This window comes from Kytococcus sp. Marseille-QA3725, assembly GCF_054950055.1.
This window is the reverse complement of record NZ_JBUCLA010000002.1, coordinates 588,466-608,356: the sequence shown is the minus strand read 5'-3', so window position 1 is coordinate 608,356 and position 19,891 is coordinate 588,466. Positions and strand designations below refer to the sequence as shown.

At 72.6% G+C, this 19,891-nt stretch carries 16 protein-coding genes and 1 pseudogene; 7 read left to right on the top strand and 10 right to left on the bottom strand.

The genetic code is table 11. The features are described from left to right. Positions 1–6: 6 nt before the first annotated feature. Genes ACY8FT_RS10960 through ACY8FT_RS10945 form a run of 4 tightly spaced genes read right to left on the bottom strand, consistent with a single transcriptional unit; the run spans position 7 to position 4,248 of the window. Positions 7–1,026, bottom strand: coding sequence for a nitroreductase family protein (locus tag ACY8FT_RS10960; protein WP_462418920.1), 1,020 nt, complete (start codon positions 1,024–1,026; stop codon positions 7–9). Then, complete coding sequence (locus ACY8FT_RS10955; RefSeq protein ID WP_462418919.1) at positions 1,023–2,135, bottom strand: hypothetical protein; 1,113 nt, start codon at positions 2,133–2,135, stop codon at positions 1,023–1,025. The genes ACY8FT_RS10960 and ACY8FT_RS10955 overlap by 4 nt, the downstream gene beginning before the upstream one ends. After that, a complete protein-coding gene (locus ACY8FT_RS10950; protein ID WP_462418918.1) occupies positions 2,132–2,611 on the bottom strand; it encodes a DUF4188 domain-containing protein in 480 nt (159 codons plus the stop codon). Before ACY8FT_RS10950 ends, ACY8FT_RS10955 begins: the two co-directional genes overlap by 4 nt. Next, positions 2,608–4,248 carry a phenylacetate--CoA ligase family protein gene (locus tag ACY8FT_RS10945; protein ID WP_462418917.1) on the bottom strand — a complete coding sequence of 547 codons (1,641 nt, stop codon included), beginning with the start codon at positions 4,246–4,248 and terminating at the stop codon, positions 2,608–2,610. Before ACY8FT_RS10945 ends, ACY8FT_RS10950 begins: the two co-directional genes overlap by 4 nt. A 166-nt stretch (positions 4,249–4,414) precedes the next feature. On the opposite strand from ACY8FT_RS10945, the gene ACY8FT_RS10940 reads away from it, so the two are divergent. Beyond that, a complete protein-coding gene (locus ACY8FT_RS10940) occupies positions 4,415–5,764 on the top strand; it encodes an MATE family efflux transporter (protein WP_462418916.1) in 1,350 nt (449 codons plus the stop codon). 399 nt (positions 5,765–6,163) lie between these two features. Here ACY8FT_RS10940 and ACY8FT_RS10935 read toward each other — a convergent pair whose 3' ends face one another. From ACY8FT_RS10935 to hisC, 6 genes are all read right to left on the bottom strand, one after another. Beyond that, complete coding sequence (locus ACY8FT_RS10935; RefSeq protein ID WP_462418915.1) at positions 6,164–7,396, bottom strand: MFS transporter; 1,233 nt, start codon at positions 7,394–7,396, stop codon at positions 6,164–6,166. 43 nt (positions 7,397–7,439) lie between these two features. Next, positions 7,440–7,925, bottom strand: coding sequence for an NUDIX domain-containing protein (locus tag ACY8FT_RS10930; protein ID WP_462418914.1), 486 nt, complete (start codon positions 7,923–7,925; stop codon positions 7,440–7,442). 100 nt (positions 7,926–8,025) lie between these two features. Continuing rightward, positions 8,026–9,840, bottom strand: coding sequence for a 2-oxo acid dehydrogenase subunit E2 (locus ACY8FT_RS10925; RefSeq protein ID WP_462418913.1), 1,815 nt, complete (start codon positions 9,838–9,840; stop codon positions 8,026–8,028). A 20-nt stretch (positions 9,841–9,860) separates the two neighbouring features. Beyond that, entirely contained in the window at positions 9,861–10,850 is a 990-nt protein-coding gene (locus ACY8FT_RS10920; RefSeq protein WP_462418912.1) for an alpha-ketoacid dehydrogenase subunit beta, read from the bottom strand. A gap of 4 nt (positions 10,851–10,854) precedes the next feature. Further along, positions 10,855–12,060, bottom strand: a complete 1,206-nt coding sequence (gene pdhA / locus ACY8FT_RS10915; protein WP_462418911.1) for a pyruvate dehydrogenase (acetyl-transferring) E1 component subunit alpha — start codon at positions 12,058–12,060, stop codon at positions 10,855–10,857. Positions 12,061–12,178: 118 nt separating this feature from the next. Further along, on the bottom strand, positions 12,179–13,288 hold the full coding sequence (gene hisC / locus ACY8FT_RS10910) for a histidinol-phosphate transaminase (protein WP_462418910.1): 1,110 nt from the start codon (positions 13,286–13,288) through the stop codon (positions 12,179–12,181). On the opposite strand from hisC, the pseudogene ACY8FT_RS10905 reads away from it, so the two are divergent. The 6 genes and pseudogenes from ACY8FT_RS10905 to ACY8FT_RS10880 form a co-directional block, all read left to right on the top strand. Further along, positions 13,231–13,638, top strand: a pseudogene (locus ACY8FT_RS10905) (LysR substrate-binding domain-containing protein); the annotation flags it as partial. The gene hisC and the pseudogene ACY8FT_RS10905 sit on opposite strands and share 58 nt — an antisense overlap. A gap of 40 nt (positions 13,639–13,678) precedes the next feature. After that, positions 13,679–13,888 carry a hypothetical protein gene (locus ACY8FT_RS10900; protein ID WP_462419100.1) on the top strand — a complete coding sequence of 70 codons (210 nt, stop codon included), beginning with the start codon at positions 13,679–13,681 and terminating at the stop codon, positions 13,886–13,888. 52 nt (positions 13,889–13,940) lie between these two features. Beyond that, positions 13,941–14,357, top strand: a complete 417-nt coding sequence (locus ACY8FT_RS10895; protein WP_462418909.1) for a phage holin family protein — start codon at positions 13,941–13,943, stop codon at positions 14,355–14,357. Between the two features lie 102 nt (positions 14,358–14,459). Then, complete coding sequence (locus tag ACY8FT_RS10890; RefSeq protein ID WP_462418908.1) at positions 14,460–16,067, top strand: alkaline phosphatase D family protein; 1,608 nt, start codon at positions 14,460–14,462, stop codon at positions 16,065–16,067. 155 nt (positions 16,068–16,222) lie between these two features. After that, the gene (locus ACY8FT_RS10885; RefSeq protein ID WP_462418907.1) at positions 16,223–18,046 is read left to right on the top strand and encodes a S8 family serine peptidase; all 1,824 of its coding nucleotides are present in this window, start codon (positions 16,223–16,225) and stop codon (positions 18,044–18,046) included. Positions 18,047–18,345: 299 nt separating this feature from the next. Then, positions 18,346–19,824, top strand: a complete 1,479-nt coding sequence (locus ACY8FT_RS10880) for a hypothetical protein (protein ID WP_462418906.1) — start codon at positions 18,346–18,348, stop codon at positions 19,822–19,824. The last annotated feature ends 67 nt before the right edge of the window (positions 19,825–19,891 follow it).

The following is a 19,891-nucleotide window of genomic DNA, read 5'->3' as shown; positions in this document are numbered from 1 at the left end:
TACCGCTCAGCGGTCGGTGAGCCGCGCGCTGCGGACCGGCGTCCCCTGCGGCCGACCCAGCCGGAAGGCGGTGAGCACCCGCTGCCCGGGGACGAGACCCTCCACCTCGGCGGCGGTCTGCGGGCAGTCCAGCAGCTGACTCAGCGGGTGGGCGCTCCACCCGGCACGGTGCGCGGCGAGCCAGAACCGCAGCAACTCCTGCCCGAGCTCGGCGACGTCCTCGTCCGACGACCCGGCGGGACCCAGCACCCCCACCACGGTGCCCACCGGCCGCACGGTGGAGAAGCGCGCGAGCACCCGCATGACCCGGGCCCGCCGCAGCCACGGCGCGACGCGGGGGTGCAGCACGCGGCGCAGACCGGCCGCCTCGAGGCGCCCCAGCCCCAGGGCGGCGGCGCTCAGCCCGTCCTGCCCGTGCCGCGGGTCCCGCGGGTCGAGCCGCATCCAGTCGTTCAGCTCGTCGGCGGCCGGGCCCTCCAGGTTCCAGCGGTCCGCGACCGGCAGCAGGCGGTCCACGAGATCGCGCGGCAGGAGCACCGCCCCGACGCCGGCCTGCTCGGCGAGCGCCTGCACCTCCGCCGGCCCGGGGGCCGCGACGTGCCGCCCCCGGGCGGTCCGGCGCTCGCGGAGGGCGGCCAGATCCGCACCGGCCCGCTCGGCCACGTCGGCCGGCTCGCCCGGAGCGTCCTCCGCTCCCGCACGGGAGGGCGGCCCGGCAGTCTGCAGAGTCACCGTGCCCGCCACCCGGGTGGCCCGGTCGACCTGCCAGTCCACCTGCGCAGCCAGTCCCTCGTCGGCGGCCACGACCGCCAGCGCCTCGGCCACGCAGCCCAGCGAGAGCATCAGGTCACGGCGGGTGGGGTCCCCCATCGGCAGGGTGCGGGCGGCCTCCCACCCGATCACCAGTCGGTCGGGCCCGGCGGCGGTGACCAGCCACGGCTGGGTGTTGTGCGCACTCGGGGCCCGCTGCCAGTCGTCGCGGCGGGCCAGGACGCGCTCGACGGGTGTCTGCGGCGTCTCGTTCACACCAGCTCCTTGCGATAGAAGCACAGCTCGTGCAGCGGACGGCCCCCGATGGCGGCGAAGTGCGCGGCCGACGCCGCGTTCTCCTGCCCCACCTGGGTGACGCGGAGGGTCTCGTACCCGCTTGCCTGCAGGTTCACGAGCAGCTGTCGGGAGAGACGGCGCATGAGGCCGCGTCCCCGAGCGGAGGGCACGGTGCCCTTGATGATGAGCACCGCCTCGCGCCGGTAGCGCCGCCGGGTGAGCCAGAGGCGCGCCTGGTCGCACAGCGCCATCCGGCCCCCGGTGGAGCGCACGAAGTCAGTGATGTCGGGCACCACCAGCACGAAGGCGACGGGTCGCCCGTGGTCGGTGAGATAGAGCAGGAGGTCCTCGTCGAGCAGGTGGGAGAGCCCGTCGGTGGCAGCCTCGAGCTCCGGTGCGGAGATGGGGGTGTAGTAGGGCAGCTCGGCGAAGCTCGCGTTGAGCATGGTGCGCAGCAGCGGCAGCTGCTCGGCCAGGTGGCGGCGGCTCCCCCGGTGCAGCTCGAGGCCCTCGGGCAGCGACTCGTCGGGGCCCAGGTCGGCCGTGGCGTCGCGGGAGGCGAGGTCCTCACAGATCCAGGTGGCACCGGGCCACAGCGGCTCGAACCCGGCTCCCTCCCAGGCCGCCGGGTACCAGGACGGGTTCCAGGCCGAGTCGAGGAAGCCCGGCTCGTCGTGGCCCGCCGTGACCACGCCGCCGGTCTGGTTGGGCAGCAGCGAGACCGGCCCCAGCAGGGCCGTGCGACCGGCCGCCTCGGCACGCTCGATCGCGGCCCCGACGAGCGCATCGAGCACCTGGGGCGTGGCGAACTCGGTGGCGCCCAGCAGGGTGGTCATCCGCCCGAGGCGGGCGTCCATGCGGTCGTCGGAGTGGACGGTGGTGCGGCCCACCACGGCGCCCATCGCGTCCCGGGCCAGGAGCAGCTCGACCTCGCCGTGGTCGGCGGCCGGGCCGCGCCCGCGGTACCAGTCGGCAATCGTGGGCTCCAGCAGCGGGACGTGGTGGCTGCGCGGGTGCAGCCGGCCCGGCAGGCGGCAGAAGGCCCGCAGGTCCGCCCGCGAGGCGGCCGGGGTGACCCGAACGGTCATCGGTCGCCCCGGGTGCGGCCCAGCACGGTCCGGCGGCGCCTCGCCACGGTGGGCCCCTCCGTCTCCGTCCCGATCGGGGTGAACCGCTCGATGTGGTCCATCTGCCCGTCCTCCGCGCGCCAGACACCGTTGCTGTACCCGTGCGGGTCCGCGGTGTAGAGGCGGATCCACCCACCGGTGGCGTTGTTGGTCCCGTCGGTGGCCCACTGCATCATCGCCCGGTGGGTGCCGGTCCGGGCGAAGCGCAGCATGTCCTCCCGCGTCTCGAACCAGCCGATGGTGCCGAGCGTCCACGGCGCCTCCCAGAAGACCTGGTGCCCGCAGTACCCGGGCATGCGCTTCATGGTGCGCACCATCGCGAACCAGTGCGGCGTGAGCCGGGCCCAGGACAGCGGCCCGTTGTAGCGGGTGGCGCCGACGAACATCGCCTGTGCCCGGGCCCTGGCCGGCGCCCTGCTGAAGTCGGTGGTCCTCATCGGTCGTCCTCCTGGGTGGGTGCGGACTGGGTCGTGGGCGCTGCCGCGGGCGGGGTGGGCGCGCTCAGGTAGCGGCGCTTGATGCGGCCGCCGGTGTCGGCGAACGGGCCGGTGCCGGCCTCGTGCACCTCCACGGCGATCTCCCCGGCCCGGGGGCTCTCGGCGAGCGACTCCGCGAAGTCGCGGCTCACCCGGGCCAGGTAGCCGACCACGCCGGCGCGGGCCGAGTCCGCCAGGGCCTGCCGCTCGGCATCGGGCAGGTCGGCCCCCTCGCGCAGCTCCAGGTGGAGCACCGGCCGCTGGGCCACCGCATCGCCGGGCACGGGCTGCAGCGCCACGGTGAACGACGCGATCGCCGCCGCCCGCTCGGAGTCCTCGTAGAGGCCGTTCTCGACGTCCTGCGGGTAGATGTTGGCCCCCATGAAGGAGACGGTGGAATCGGCCCGGCCGAAGAGCAGCAGCAGCGGCAGCTTCATGGGCGCCTTCTCGAAGGCCGCGCCGGCGGGCTCGGACCAGCGCGGGTGCCGGCGCAGGATGCGGCGCAGGTCGTGCCAGTCCAGCAGTCTCGCCTCGTCGCCGATGTCGTAGCGCAGTTTGGGGCTGAGCACGGCCGTCGAGGTGAGCGTGCAGACCAGGTGACCGCGGTCGTCGACCTCCAGGTAGGTCTCCAGCGGGTTGTACTGGAAGATCATCGGCGTGCGGTCCTCGCCGGGGCCCAGCACGGCCTCGCGCAGCTCGGGGTCCTCGATGAGCGTGCGGCGCAGCCAGACGGTCAGGTCGGTCTCCCCGCCGATGCCGATGGTCAGGTCCGACGCGCCGTAGCCGGAGCGGACGGTGGCGAAGCGCTCCTCGCAGTAGTCGCGCAGGCCCTCGGTCATGCCCTCCCCGCCGACGAGCCCGTGGAGCGTGTGGGCGTCCCAGTCGAAGCCGTCGGCGTCCAGGCGGTCGCGCAGGTCCTTGAGGAAGGGCGGGTAGGCGGCCACCAGGTAGGTGTAGCCGGGGCCGAAGTGCTCGATGGTGTCGACGATTTTATCCAGGTCCGGCCCGGTGTTCTTCACCATGCCGATCTTCGCCATCGCGATGCCGGTGTTGGTGCCGGTGGCCCAGGCGCCCATCGAGTAGGCGTTGAGGACGAAGAGCCTCTCGCCCCGGTGCATCATCGCGGTGAAGCCGGCGAGGTTGCGGTGGATGTCGGACAGCTCGTCCTTGCCACGCACCCAGTTGAACGGGCGGCCCGAGGAGCCGGACGACTCGTCCACGATGGTGCCGGTCATGGAGAGCTCGCCGTCCTTGCAGCGGGCGGCCTCGTCGAAGCGGACGACGTAGGAGTCCTTGTCCGTCACCGGGTAGTTCTCCAGGTCCCACCAGCGGAACTCCCAACCGCGCTCGGCCAGGTACTGCTGGTAGGCGGGCACCCGCAGGTATCCGGTCTGGCAGGCCATCCAGGCGTGGAAGCGGGCGAAGTCCCCCATCCACGGCTGGTAGTTGGTGGCCGTGAACCGCCAGGTGGACGGGTGCACCTTGTAGAGGCTGTAGGTACGGGTCAGGGCGGCGGCACCCGCGCGCAGGGTGCCGCGGCGCACGGCGGTCGCCGGCGCGGAGAACCACGCTCGGCGAGCGACATCACGAACTGACATGGGTCTCCTCCCCGGGCCGGCGGTCGGCCCGTCACGTCTCCGAGCCGCTGGGACCCGTGTCGGGCGATCCTCGTGCGCCGCGGGGTGGCGGACAACAGGTCCGTGGGTGGAGTCGCGGTCCGGGGCGAGGGGCGGCGCCTGCGACCACGGGTGGGAACATGCGGGCATGTCTCCCACCGCCGCTGCAGCTCCCCGGACGTGGAGCCAGTCCCGCGAGATCCTCGCGCTGGCGGTGCCGGCCTTCTTCGCCCTCATCGCCGAGCCGCTGTTCCTCATGCTGGACACGGCCATGGTCGGCCGGGTCTCCACCTCCGCCCTGGCCGGGATGGGCGTGGCCACGGCGGCACTCGGCACGGCGGTGGGGGTGTTCGTCTTCCTCGCCTACGGCACCACCGCGGTGGTCTCGCGCCGCCTGGGGGCCGGGAACGTGCGCGGTGCCCTCGCGGCCGGCGTCGACGGCGTGTGGCTGGCGGTGCTCCTGGGGGCGGTCACCGCGGCGGTGACCGCGTTGCTGGCCCACCCGCTGGCCGGGCTGTTCGGCGCCTCGGGGGACGCCACCGAGCAGGCGGCGACCTACCTGCGCATCTCCGCTCTCGGCATCCCGCCGATGCTGGTGGTGCTGGCGGTGACCGGCGTGCTGCGCGGGCTGCAGGACACTCGCTCGCCGTTGGTGGCGGCGACGGTCGGGTTCGCGGTCAACGCCGCGCTCAACGCGACCTTCATCTTCGTCCTCGGCTGGGGCATCGCCGGTGCGGCGTGGGGCACCGTCATCGCGCAGGCGGGCATGGCCGCGGGGCTGGTGCTGCTGCTCCTGCACCACGTCCGGCAGCACGACGCGCCCACCTCGTTCACGCCGGCCGGGGTGCTGACCGCGGCGCTGGGCGGGGTGCCGCTGCTGGTGCGCACCCTGGCCCTGCGCGGCGTGATGCTGCTGACCACCTGGCTGGCCGCCGGGTTGGGGGACGTGCCACTGGCCGCCCACCAGGTGGCGATGACCGTGTGGGGCTTCCTGGCCTTCGCACTGGACGCCCTGGCCATCGCGGCGCAGGCGCTGACCGGCCGGGCGCTGGGGGCCGGGGACGTGACCGGCACGCGCTCGGCCACCCGCACGATGACCTGGTGGGGCGTCGGGTTCGGCGTGGTGACCGGAGTGCTGCTCGTGGCGCTGTCGGGTGTGCTGCCGGCGCTGTTCACCGAGGACCCCGCCGTGCAGCGGGCGCTCGTGACCGCGCTGGTGGTGGCGGGGCTGGTGCAGCCGGTGGCCGGCATCGTGTTCGTGCTGGACGGGGTGCTCATCGGCGCCGGGGACGCGCGCTGGCTCGCCTGGGCCCAGGTCGCCGTGCTGGTGGGCTACCTGCCGCTGGTCTGGGTGGTGCAGCGTTACGTTCCCGCCGGGGTGTCCGCCCCCGACGCGATGTGGTGGCTCTGGGGCGCCTTCGCCGCGTTCATGGTGATGCGCTGCATCGCCCTCGTCTGGCGCGCCCGCGGCGAGGCGTGGATGGTGACCGGGGAGTAGGGCCACGGCCGTGGGGCTGCGGCCGGGAAGTGTGCCGGGCCGCGGCGGGGCGTGACGTGCGCCGACACGGCGTGCAGGGGCGCGGGGCAGGACAGCTCGGCAAGGACAAACTGAGGAGACCTCCACCACCCCGGGGGTTGATCCACTTGGCCCGGGGTACCTCCTGAAGCACGCGGACCCCACCCAGGACAACCGGACCCACCCCTGAACAACCGGACCCTGCCCACCCCGCGACAGCGACCCCACCACCACCGCAGCCCCCACGACAATGACCTCACCACCACCGAGGACCCGTCGACAGCAGCACCCCGGCCACCGACGCCGCCTGCCACCGCCGCGGCTGCTTCTTCGCAGCGGCCGGGCGGCACGGCGAGCCGCCTGCCCGCCACGCCCCTGCCGCTACCGCGCGGGCCCTCCCTGCACCTCCCGCGGCACCCAGCGCGCGAACGCCGCCACCGAGGCGAACCCGAAGCACGCCGCCACCCAGGTCGCGCCGGCCAGGCCGATCGCCGCCGTCACCGCCGAGATGGCCACCGGCCCCGCGGCCGTCCCGCCGTCGGAGAGCGCCCGCATGACCGCGAGGAAGGAGGTCCGCCCCGCTGGCGGCGCCACATCCCCGGAGAGCGTCATGACGAGGCCCGACCCCAGCCCGTTCCCCAGGCCGATCACCACCGCGGCCGCGGCCAGCGCCCACGCCGACCCCGTCAGCGGCACCAGCGCGATGCCGAGCCCGAGCAGCGCCATCGACGGGATGGCGTTCGCCCGCCGCGACACCCGGTCCATGAGCAGCCCCGCCGGGTAGAACACGAGCGTCTCGACGAAGCCCGCCAACCCGACCACCAGCGAGATGGCACCGTCGTCCACCCCGATGTGGTCACCCCACAGCGGCAACACCACGGTCCGCGAGCTGCGCGCGGCCGAGCACAGCACCACCCCGAGCCCGAGCGTCACCAGCACCCGGCGGTGCTGTGCGATGACGCCCCGCATCCGCGGCGGACGGGCCGGCCCCGCGGTGGCCTCCCCGGGCAGCCGCGGCAGCCCCAGCGTCGTGAGCGACAGCACGCACAGCAATCCGATCGACACCCCCACCGGCCCCCGCACGCCGAACTGCCAGATGACCACCGCCCCCAGCAGCGGCCCGACGAAGAAGCCGATCCGCGCCATGCCCCCGAGCGTCGACATCGCCCGCGCCAGCTGGTGCCGCGGGAAGGCCGTGGTCAGGTAGCTCTGCCGGGCCAGCATGAACACGCTCGTGGCCATGCCCAGCAACACGACGGCGACCGCCAGCACCGCCACCGTCGAGGTGGTGAGCACCAGCGCCATCGCCGCCGCGCCCAGTGCGCCGGCACCGGTCATGGCGCGCCGCTCGCCGATCCGCTCGGTGAGCAGGCCGGCCGGCAGCCCCGCCACCATCGCGGCCACTCCCTGCAGCGCGACGACGAGCGCGGCCTGCCCCGTGTCCGCACCCAGGCGCAGCGCGATGAGGGGCATCACCGGCTGCACCCCCGCGAGGGCCACCGACCACAGGAGCATCGGCGCGTAGGCCGAGAGCGCCAGCTGCCCCAGCGTCGGGCCGCCGGGCGTGACCGGTGTGGACCACCGGGTGCCCTGCCCGGCGGGCGGCCGCCTCATCTGCCGGGGCCCACCAGACACCCGTCGCCGCACCCGGATCCCCTCACGCGTCCGTCATCCGCGCCGCGACGACGCGGGCCGCCGGCAGGTTGGTGGGCAGCCATGGATGGTCCACCACCTCGTCGCGCTCCAGCCAGCGCACCTCGGCGTGGGAGGGGTCGGGCGCAGAGGCAGGGTCCGGCACCGGGCGCCCGGACTCGTCCACGGGCAGCGCATCGTCCTGCTCGATGCGGGCGAGGAAGAGCCGCAGCTCCAGGCGGTCGTTCACCGGCCAGGCACCCCCACCGGGCGGGGTCAGCTCCTCCCCCAGCGTCACCACCACGCCGAGCTCCTCGGCCAGCTCCCGGTGCAGAGCCTCGCGCGGACCCTCCCCCGGGTCCACCTTGCCGCCGGGGAACTCCCACAGCGGGATCTCTCCGGTCACCCCGGGGATCGGGGCGAGATCCCGCTCGGACGAACGGTGGGCCGAGAGCACCCGGGTGGGTCGCTCGAGCTCGTCCACGATCACCGCACCCACGACCACCTGCATGGGCGCAGGCTACGCCGGCGCGGCAGGGGCACCGGACACGCGACCGCCCCGCCGCGACGACCGAGGTCGTGCGGCGGGGCGGCAGGTCGAGCGCGTCAGCTCACCAGACGAACGCCTTGCCCGGGTCCTCCAGCAGCGCGGCCACGTCGGCCAGGAAGCGGGAGCCCAGGTCGCCGTTCACCAGGCGGTGGTCGAAGCTCAGCGCGAGCTCGGTGACCCAGCGCGGCTCGATCGACTCGTTGCCGTCGGCGTCGGTGACCACCCACGGGCGGCGGTTGATCGCGCCGAAGCACAGGATCGCGGCCTCACCCGAGTTGATGATCGGCGTCCCGGAGTCCACCCCGAACACACCGACGTTGGTGATGGTGATGGTGCCGCCGGACATGTCCGCCGGCTGCGTCTTGCCGGAGCGGGCCGTGGAGACCAGCTCACCCAGGTCCGTCCCCAGCTCGGCCAGCGACTTCTCCTGCGCGCCCTTGATGTTCGGCACGATGAGGCCGCGCGGCGTCGCGGCCGCGATGCCCAGGTTCACGTCGTGGTACTGGACGATCTCCTGGTTGGCCTCGTCCCACTTGGCGTTGATCTCCGGGTTCCGCTTGGCGGCGAGCACCACGGCCTTGGCCACCAGCAGCAGCGGCGTCACCTTGACGTCCTTGAACGCCCGGTCGGCCTTCAGCGTCTCGACCATCTCCATGGTGGCCGAGATGTCGAAGGTGATGAACTCGGTGACGTGCGGCGCGGTGAACGCGCTGTTCACCATGGCCTGCGCGGTCATCTTGCGCACGCCCTTGATGGGGGTGCGCGTCTCGCGCTCGCCCGCGGCGATCGGGGCCGCAGCGGCCTTCGGCGCGGCCGGGGCCGCCGCCGGGGCGGACTGCGCGGCGGGGGCGGCCTGCGCCTGACCCGCGGCACCGCCGCCGGCCAGCGCCTGCTCGACGTCCTGCCGCGTGATGATGCCGTTCGGCCCGGTGGGCGCGACGGTCCGCAGGTCGATGCCGTTGTCCTTGGCGAACTTGCGCACCGGTGGCTTGGCCTTCGGACGCTCGCCACCGGAGGCCGCGTGGCCCACGGAGTCGTGCAGCGGGGCGGCGGCCTGCGGCGCGTTCTGACCCGAACCCGCGGACGGGGTCGGGGCCGGCGGCTGGGCCGCGGGCTTCGGGGCGCCCGAGCGGCGACGGCGCGTGGTGGAACCCGCCACCGCGCCGTAGCCGACAAGGTTGGCCACGCGCTCCTCGCCGTCGTCACCGCCCTCACCACCGGCGGACTGGCCACCGGCGGGCTGGTCGGCACCGCCGGCCGGGGCACCGGCACCGGTGCGCACGGCGATGATCGGGTCTCCGACCGGGACCTCCTGACCCTCCTGGGCCAGCAGCTCCTCGACGGTGCCCGCGAACGGGATCGGGAGCTCCACCAGCGACTTGGCGGTCTCCACCTCCACGACGACGTCGTTCACCTTGACCTCGTCGCCCGGCTTCACCTTCCAGGAGACGATCTCGGCCTCGGTCAGACCCTCACCCGGGTCCGGCAGGACGTAGTGCTCGATGCCGCCACCGGCCGCACCGCCACCGGTCGACGCCGGTGCAGCAGCCGCCTCGGCGGGGGCCTCGGCCGCCGGGGCGTCACCGCCGGCGTTCATCGACGAGACGCCACCGGCGGGGGCGGAGCCGCCACCCTGGCCGTCCTCGATGGCGATGATCGGCGCGCCGACCTCGACCTCCTGGCCCTCCTGGGCCAGCAGCTCGACGACCGTGCCCGCGAAGGGCACCGGCAGCTCCACCAGCGACTTGGCGGTCTCCACCTCCACGACGACGTCGTTCACCTTGACCTCGTCGCCCGGCTTCACCTTCCACGACACGATCTCGGCCTCGGTCAGACCCTCACCCGGGTCCGGAAGCACGTAGTGCTGAATGCTCATGTCCGTTCCTCCCCCCGGCGTCAGTGCGCCAGGACCTCGTCGACGTGGAACAGGATGCGGTCCAGGTTGGGGAGGAACTCCTCCTCGAAACGGCTGGGCGGGTAGGGGATGTTGTACCCACCGCAGCGCGCCACCGGGGCCTCCAGGTGGTAGAAGCACTGCTCAGTGATCTGCGCGGCGACCTCGGAGCCCATGCCCAGGAAGGTCGGGGCCTCGTGGACCACCACGGCGCGGCCGGTCTTCTTGACCGACTCGACGACCGGGCCGAGGTCCAGCGGGTTGAGCGTGCGCAGGTCGATGACCTCCAGCGAGCGCCCCTCCTCCTCGGCGGCGACGGCGGCCTGCATGCAGGTCTTCACCATCGGGCCGTAGGTCACCAGGGTGACGTCCTTGCCCTCGCGCACGACGCGGGACTGGTCCATCCCCAGGGCGGCCTGGCCGTCCGTGGCGAAGTCGACCTCGCCCTTCTCGTGGTAGCGGCGCTTGGGCTCGTAGAAGACCACCGGGTCGTCCGAGGCGATGGCCTGCTGCATCATCCAGTAGCCGTCCTCCGGGTTGGAGGCGCAGACGACCTTGAGACCCGCCGTGTGGGCGAAGTAGGCCTCGTTGGACTCGCTGTGGTGCTCCACCGCGCCGATGCCGCCACCGAACGGGATGCGGATGACGATCGGCATCTTCAGGTGGCCCAGCGAGCGGGCGTGCATCTTGGAGACCTGGCTGACGATCTGGTCGAAGGCCGGGTACACGAAGCCGTCGAACTGGATCTCGACCACCGGGCGGTAGCCGCGCAGGGCGAGGCCGACCGCGGTGCCGACGATGCCGGCCTCGGCCAGCGGCGTGTCGATCACGCGCTCCTCGCCGAAGTCGTCGATCAGGCCCTCGGTGATGCGGAACACACCGCCGAGGCGGCCGATGTCCTCACCGAGCAGGACCACCTTCGGGTCGTCCTCCATGGCCTTGCGCATGCCGGCGTTGAGTGCCTTGGCCAGCGTCATCTTCTTGGCGCTCATGTGCTCAGTTCCCTTCGAAGCCGGCGTGGTACTCGACGAACGCGCGACCCTCTTCGGTCAGCGGGGCGTGCTCGCCGGCGTAGGTGTGGTCGAACATGGTGTTCAGCTCGGGGTCCGGCATGGTCTGGCACGCCTTGCGGACGCGCGCTGCCAGCTCGTCGGCCTCGTTGTCGATGGCCTCGAAGAACGCGTCGTCCCCGATGCCCCGGGCCACCAGGTGCTTCTTCAGCCGGTCGATCGGGTCCTTCTTGCGCCAGGCCTCGACCTGCGCGTCCTCGCGGTACTTGGTCGGGTCGTCCGAGGTGGTGTGCGCACCCATGCGGTAGGTGAACGCCTCCACGAGCACCGGGCCCTTGCCGGAGCGCGCGTGGTCGAGCGCCCAGGCACCCACCGCGATCGAGGCCAGGACGTCGTTGCCGTCCACCCGCACGCCGGGGAAGCCAAAGCCGGCGGCGCGCTTGTAGGGCTCGATGGTGAAGTTGCGGTGCGTGGGCTCGGAGATGGCCCACTGGTTGTTCTGCACGAAGAAGACGGTCGGGGACTTGGCCACGGCGGCGAAGACCATCGCCTCGTTGTAGTCACCCTGCGAGGTGCCGCCGTCACCGGTGCAGGCCACGACGGCGGTGTCCTTGGCCGGGTTGCCGGTCGCCCAGGCACCGTCGAGCTGGACACCGCGGGCGTAGCCGGTGGCGTGCAGCATCTGGTTGCCGATGACGATCGTGTACAGGTGGAAGTTGTTCTCCTTGGAGTCCCAGCCACCGTGGTTCACGCCGCGGAACATGCCCAGCAGGTTCTCCGGCTGGACGCCCTTGGTCCACGCCAGACCGTGCTCGCGGTAGCCCGGGAACACGTAGTCCTGCGGCTTGAGGGCCCGGCCCATGCCCACCTGGGCGGCCTCCTGGCCCAGCAGGGAGGGCCACAGGCCCAGCTCGCCCTGGCGCTGCAGGGCGAAGCCCTCCGCATCGACGCGGCGCACCAGCACCATGTCGCGGTAGATCGCCTTGAGGGTCTCGGAGTCGATGCCCTCGAGGTACTGCGCGTAGGGCGCATTCACCTCGGTCTCGACGCGCTCCCCCTCCGGGGTCAGGAACTGGACCATCTCGGGTCCACCGTCCGTGATGTCGACGGGGGCCTGCTGGTCCGCCTGGGGGGCGCGCTCGGCGCTCTCCTGCAGGGCAGCCTGCTCGGCCGCGACGGTCGGGTCGCTCACTGTCTCTCCTCGGTGCTGGGCTGTTGCCTCGGCGCGCACAGGGCCTGCCCGACGGCAGTCTGTGGCTCAGGTCACGCTACTACGTGGGACGGGACGCCCCACCCACGGTCAGGGGGTCTCAGGCGGACCGCTGCATCCACTCGCGGCAGAGCTCGACGAAGCGCTCGTTCGCCTCGTTCTCGCCGATGGACACCCGCACGCCCTCACCGGCGAACGGGCGCACCACCAGGCCCTGCTGCGCCGCGGCACCGGCGAAGTCCACCGACTGGTCGCCCAGCGGCAACCAGACGAAGTTGCCCTGGGCGTCCGGGACCTCCCAGCCCTGCTCCCGCAGGGCGTCGACGACCACCCGGCGCTGCTCGCGGAGGTGGGCCACGCGCTCGTCGAGCTCGTCCTTGGCCCCGAAGCTGGCCAGCACCGCGTCCTGGGCGAGCTGGCTGACGCCGAAGGGCACCGCCGCCTTGCGCAGCGCCTCGGCCACCCGCTCGCTGCCGACGGCGTAGCCGACGCGCAGGCCGGCCAGGCCGTAGGCCTTGGAGAAGGTGCGCAGCACGACGACGTTCGGGTGGGCGCGCTGCACGGCCAGGGCGTCCGGCACGTCCTCGGCGTCGGTGAACTCGAGGTAGGCCTCGTCGATGACGACCAGCACGTCCTCCGGGACGCGAGCCAGGAAGTCGTCGAGCTCACCGGAGCGCAGGGTCGGGCCGGTCGGGTTGTTCGGCGTGCAGACGATGACCAGCCGGGTGGCGTCGGTGATCGCCTCGGCCATGGCCGGCAGGTCGTGCCGCGCCTCGGCGTCCAGCGGCACCTGCACGCTGCGGGCCCCGGCCAGCCCGATGACGATCGGGTAGGCCTCGAACGAGCGCCAGGCGTAGACGACCTCGTCCCCCGGCTCGCAGGTGATCTGCACCAGCTGCTGAAGCAGACCCACCGAGCCCGTTCCGACGGCGACGTTCGCCGGGCTGGTGCCGCAGTGGGAGGCGATGCCCTCCAGCAGCGCGGTGGCCCCCATGTCCGGGTAGCGGTTGAAGCTCTGCGCGGCGTCCGCCACGGCCTGCTGCACGCTCGGCAGCGGCGGGTAAGGGTTCTCGTTGGAGCTGATCTTGTAGCTGGTCAGACCCTCCACCCGCGGCGCCGGCTTGCCGGGCTTGTACGCCGGCAGCGCGTCCAGTGCGTCGCGCAGCCGCACCCGGTCGGTGGTGGAGGTGGCCTCGGTCCGATCGTTCATGGGCTCAACCTAACGGTGACCCGGACCACACCGAACGCCCGGGTCACCGCCTCGCCGGGACCGCCCTCATGCCCCGCGTGGCCCGGGCGCTGGCCGCGGCACTGCCCGACGTCGTGCTCGAGGTGCAGTCCGACCTGCTCACCCGCGAGCAGGTGGACAGGCTGGGCTCCGGGGCGCTCGACCTGACCTTCCTGCGCCCGCCGGTGGGCGACGACGACATCGAGGCCCACGTCATGGCCAGCGAGCCCCTGGTGCTCGCGGTGCCGGCCGACCACCCGCTCGCCGGGGCCGAGGAGGTCTCGCTGGGCGACCTGCGCACCGAGCCCTTCGTCGCCTTCGCCAGCCCCGCCAGCGTGGTGAACCAGGCCGCTCGGTGCGCGCCAGACCTTCGTGCTCCTGAACCTGACCACCAAGGACGGCACGCCCAAGCTGGTCCGCGAGTGCACGATGCCGCTCACCGGCGTGGGCTGCGTGGCCCGCGTCTACACCGAGCGCGCCGTGATCGAGGTCCGCGAGGACGGGCTGCACGTGGTGGAGCGGTTCGGCACCTCCGCCGAGGAGCTGCAGGAGCTGGTGGGGGACCTCCCGCTGCACCAGTGAGGCATCCCCTGCCAGACGGTTGCTCGTGCCCCGGTCCTGCGAGTATCGGGGCATGAGCAACTTCTTCCTCAAGATCGTGGTCAACGGCGTCGCCCTGTGGGTGGCGTCGCTGGTCGTGCCCGGCATCGCACTGGGTGACGACACCGGCTCGCTGGGTGAGCGGCTGCTGAGCATCCTGCTCGTGGCCCTGCTGTTCGGCGTCATCAACGCCCTGGTCAAGCCGATCGTGAAGTTCTTCAGCTTCCCCCTCATCGTGCTGACGCTGGGCCTGTTCTCGTTCGTGGTGAACGCCCTGATGCTGTGGCTGCTCTCCTGGGCAGCGGGCTCGCTGGGCCTGGACTTCCACGTCGAGACCTTCTTCTGGGCCGCGATCCTCGGCGCCGTGGTGGTGTCCTGCGTGGCCATGCTGCTGGAGGTGCTCGTGCCCGACGCCGAGGACGACCGCGCCCTCTCCACGCGCCGCCGCTGAGGAGGGGCGCGGGGCGGGGTTGACCGGCCCGACGCTGCGAGTTCACGCGGCAGACATCCCGTGAACACATGGAAAACAACTGGGGCCCATAGCGTCCCGCGCATGAACTCACTCCTGCCCCGCCGCACCCTCCTCGCCGGGTCCACCGCGGCCGCGACCCTGACAGGCCTCACGCTCACCACCGGCACCGCCGCCGCCGGTCCCCGGCCCGCGCGGCCAGGCTCCGGCCACCGCGACCCCTTCACCCTGGGCATCGCCTCCGGTGAGCCGGAGCCCGACGGCATGGTGCTGTGGACCCGCCTGGCCCTCGACCCGCTGGCCGAGGACGGCCGCGGCGGCATGCCCAACCGGCCGGTCCCGGTGCAGTGGCAGGTGGCCACGGACCCCGCCATGCGGAAGGTCGTCGCACGCGGCACCGAGCTGGCCCGGCCCGACTCGGCCCACTCGGTGCACGTCGAGCTCCACGGCCTGCAGCCCGGCCGCGAGTACTTCTACCGCTTCAAGACCGGCCGTCACGTCTCCGAGACCGGCCGCACCCTCACCGCCCCGGCCCCCGGTGCGATGCCCGCCGCGCTGACCATGGCGTTCGTGAGCTGCTCCCAGTACGAGCACGGCTACTTCGGCGCCTACCGCCGCATGGCCGAGGACCACCCGGACCTGGTGCTGCACCTGGGTGACTACATCTACGAGTACCGCTCCGGCGACTACGTCATCGACGGTGGCAACGTCCGCGACCACGCCGGCCCGGAGACCGAGACCCTGGCCAACTACCGCCAGCGCCACGCCCAGTACCGGACCGACGAGGACCTCCGGAGCGCCCACGCCATCGCGCCGTGGCTGGTGGTCTGGGACGACCACGAGGTCGACAACAACTGGGCCGACGAGATCCACGAGAAGCCGCACATCCCGCAGCCGAACTTCCTCGAGCGCCGGGCGGCCGCCATGCGGGCCTACTACGAGAACATGCCGCTGCGCCGTCGCTCGCTGCCCCGCGGCATCGACACCCAGCTGTACCGCCGGGTGCAGTGGGGACAGCTCGCGAACTTCCACATGCTCGACACCCGCCAGTACCGCGACGACCAGGCCTGCGGCGACGGCTGGGACACGAACTGCGCCGACCGACTGGACCCCTCGCGCACCCTCACCGGGGACGAGCAGGAGGCCTGGCTGCTCGACGGCTTCCGCAGGTCCACGCAGCGCTGGGACGTGCTCGGCCAACAGGTCTTCTTCGCCGAGCGCGACGGCAAGGTGGAGCCGGAGCTGGACCACAACTCCATGGACGGCTGGGACGGCTACACCGGCTCCCGCGACCGCATCACCCGCGGCTGGATGGAGGCCGGCGTGCGCAACCCGGTGGTGCTCACCGGCGACGTGCACCGGCACTGGGCGGCCGACGTGCTGGCGGACTTCGAGGGCGAGGAGGTCGACGCCGACCAGGTCGTCGGCAGCGAGCTCGTGTGCTCCTCCATCACCTCCACCGGCAACGGCGACGCCACCGAGACCGACCCGATCATGGGGTGGAACGAGCACCTGCGGTACTACCGGAACCTGCGCGGCTACGTGCGCACCACCATCACCCCCGAGGCGATGACGGCCGACTTCCGGGTGCTGGACCAGGTCTCCACCCCCGGCGCGGCGGCCCGCACGGACGCGAGCTTCCGCATCGAGGACGGCGTGCCCGGCCTGCAGGCGGTGTCGCCCCGCGCCTGATCGCCGCGGCAGAGGACACCGCGTGACGATGCGTCACGCTTGCATAACGAAACCTTCCTGAACGGGTCAGGAAACGGTGGGGCGACCTACGGTCTGGGGCACCGGACGGTCGTCCCACCGTTCGTTCACCCACACACTCCTGGGAAGGACCACGCATGTCCCGTTCCACGCTCCGCCTCGGCGCCACTTTCGCCGCCATCGCCATGGCCGGCACCCTCGGTGGCACCGGCGTCTCCGCCGGCCCCCTCACCGGCTCCGACCAGGCGGCCCCGCAGGCCGCCGGCTCCCCCTGGTCCACCGCCGCGGGCGTCACCGCGGACGAGGAGACCACCCGCCAGCTGGTGCTGGGCGCCGAGGGCGCCAAGGAGTCCGCCGTCCGCGAGGCCGTCGAGGCCGCCGGCGGCGAGGTGACCGACGTGAACGACGCCATCGGCCTCTACACGGTGAACGCGCCGGCCAACCTGTCGGAGCTCGTGGCCGGCAACCCGGCCGTTGCGGGTGTCATGAACGACCGCATCGTCGGTTACACCCCCGGTGACGACGTGGCCGAGCGCGTGGCCCGCGCCGACGAGGTGGAGACCCTGCGCTCGAAGCGCGCCGACCACCCGGCCACGGAGAAGAGCCGCGGCAAGGGCCACGACGGCATCCCGGCGAACCCGGGGCAGGGCAAGGGGAAGGGCAAGCCGAAGCCCGGCCCGGTGCCCGAGGGCGACTCGCTGAGCGACCGCCAGTGGAACCTGGACATGATCGACGCCCCCGAGGCGCACCGCACCGCCACCGGCAAGGGGGTGCGCGTCGGTGTGATCGATACCGGCATCGACGGCAACCACCCGGACGTCCGGGCGAACTTCAACGCCGAGCTGTCGCGGAACTTCACCACCGACCTGCCCGAGATCGACGGCGAGTGCGAGCACGAGGGCTGCAAGGACCCGGCCGACATCGATCAGGGCGGTCACGGCACCCACGTGGCCAGCACCATCGCCTCGGCCCGCAACGGCCACGGCATCGTCGGCGTCGCGCCCGAGGCGGAGCTGGTGAACCTGCGCGGTGGCCAGGACAGCGGCTACTTCTTCCTGGAGCCCACCCTGGAGGCGCTGACCTACGCCCCGAGCGCCGGCGTCGACGTGGTGAACATGAGCTACTACATCGACCCGTGGGCCTTCAACTGCCCGGACAACGAGGCCGACAGCCCCGAGGAGCAGGCGCAGCAGCAGTTCACCATCGAGGCCACCAACCGTGCGCTGAAGTACGCCAAGGACAACGGCATCACGCTGGTGAGCTCGCTGGGCAACTCCGCCCTGGACCTCGGCAAGGTGACCACGGACGACTCCAGCCCGGACTTCCCCGAGGGCAGCGAGAAGGAGCGCACCATCGACAGCTCCTGCCTCGACCTGCCGGTGGAGGGCTACGGCACCCAGGGCGTCTCGGCCGTGGGCCCCTCGGGCATGAAGGCCTACTACTCGAACTACGGCCTGGAGCAGATCCACGTGGCGGCCCCCGGTGGCGCGTTCCGTGACTTCTTCGGCACCGACAAGAACGAGCGCCCGGAGAACCTGATCCTGGCCGCCGCGCCGGAGGAGGTGCTGCGCGAGGAGGGCGAGATCGACGAGGACGGCATGCCGACCAGCGACTTCGTCGTCCGCGAGGAGACCCCCGACGGCGAGATCGCGTACTACCAGTACATGCAGGGCACCTCGATGGCCTCCCCGCACGTGTCCGGCGTGGCCGCCCTGGCGATCGACGCCAAGGGCCAGCCCGACAAGAAGCTGGGCGGCAAGAAGATGCAGCCGAAGCGCGTGGACTCGGTCGTGGCCGAGTCGGCCCACGAGCGCGCCTGCGACGCCGAGACCCTCGTGTACCCGGGTCTGGGTGACGAGTACACCGCCGTGTGTGAGGGCGACGAGGCCTTCAACGGCTTCTACGGTCACGGCATCATCAACGCGGTCTCGGCCGTGAGCAGGACCCCCGGCAAGCACTGACCGGGAGGGGCCGCGTCCGTGCGGCTCCTGACCAGCGCACGGAGGGCCGTCCCCGAGCGGGGCGGCCCTCCGCCGTGTGCGGGTGGGGTGGCGGGCCCGGGGCGGGTGCAGCGCGGGGTGCGGGCGGTGGCTGCACCCCGCAAAGTGTGCCGGCGTTCCAGAAACCGGCCCCGGGCCCACGGATCTGGAACGCAGACACATTTCTGCTGGTGGAGCCGTGCCGGACAGGGCGCCGAGGCGGGCCGACGCCCCGGGCCGCTCGTTCTTGCGAAGAGTTCGCAGACCGCTAGGGTCCACCCATGCGAATCGTTCTCACACACTCCCGGCCCCGAATCGCCCTCGCCGCCTGCCTCGCGGGCTCGACCCTGCTGGCCGCCTGCGGCTCCGACGACAACTCCTCCGACGCCGACAAGAACACGGAGACCAGCGCCGCCGAGAGCGGTGCCGAGTCCGGTGACGGCGAGGGGTCCGAGGGCGAGAAGAGCAGCGGATCCGACGAGTCCGGTGAAGGCAGCGAGAGCGGTTCCGGTGAGGAGGTCGGTGATTCCGACGACGCCGCCGAGGCGCAGCCGGTCGAGACCGCGGGCCCCGAGCCCCGCATCGCGTACACCTTCGACGGCGGTGTGCAGGTGCTGGACGCCAAGTCCCTGGAGCCGGTCGGCGAGCCGCTGGAGGCCGAGGGCTTCACCCGTCTGAGCGACATCGGCGACGGCCGCCACCTGGCCCTGTCCGAGTCGAGCCACTGGCAGATGCTCGACCTGGGCGTCTTCAGCCAGCCGCACGGCGACCACTCGCACAGCTACGCCAAGGACCCGGTGCGCACCGAGATCTCCATCGAGGGCGACCACCCGGGCCACGTGACGCACCACGACGGCCGCGTCCTCACCTGGGCCGACGGCACCGGGCAGGTGAAGGAGTTCGAGGCCTCCTCGCTGATCTCCGGCGTGACCCCGAAGACCAAGGACTGGAAGGCCGACGCCCCGCACCACGGCGTGGCCGTGCCCACCGAGGACGGCGGCATGCTCGTGACCGACGGCACCGAGGAGAGCGTCGACGGCATCCGGGCACTGGACGCGAAGGGCAAGGAGATCGCCTCCACCGACGAGTGCCCCGGCGTGCACGGTGAGGCCGAGGTGAAGGGCGCCATCACCTTCGGGTGCGAGGACGGCATGGTCATCTGGAAGGACGGCAAGTTCACCAAGGTGGACGGGCCGGGCGAGTACTCGCGCATGGGCAACCAGCGCGGCAGCGAGGTTTCGCCGATCGCCTTCGCAGACCTCAAGACCGACCCCGACGCCGACCCGGTGGAGCGCACCGAGCAGGTGGCGCTGGTGGACACCCGGACCGCCGAGATGAAGACGGTGGACCTGGGGACCTCGTACTGGTTCCGCTCGCTGGGGCGGATGTCGGACGGTGACGGCCTGATCCTCGGCTACGACGGGGCGCTGCACCGCATCGACGTGGAGAACGGCAAGGTCACCGACAAGCTGCCCGTCATCGGCACGTGGAAGGAGAAGGCCGATTGGCAGCAGCCCGGCCCGGCCCTGCACGTGATGGGCGAGACCGCCTTCGTGACCGAGCCGAAGACCAAGGAGGTGCACCGCATCGATCTGGAGGAGTGGAAGGTCACCGACAGCGCGAAGCTGGAGCACGAGCCGAACGAGCTCAACGGTGTGGACGCGGAGGTGCCGGAGCTCGCCGCCCAGGAGGAGGGCGAGCACGGCGGTCACGGTCACGCGGGCCACGACCACGGCGAAGGCGAGGGACCCAGCCACTGACCCAACGCGGTCAACCGCTGGCTGACTCGGTCAAGGGTGGGGTGACGCGCTGTCGAGGGCGCGTTGC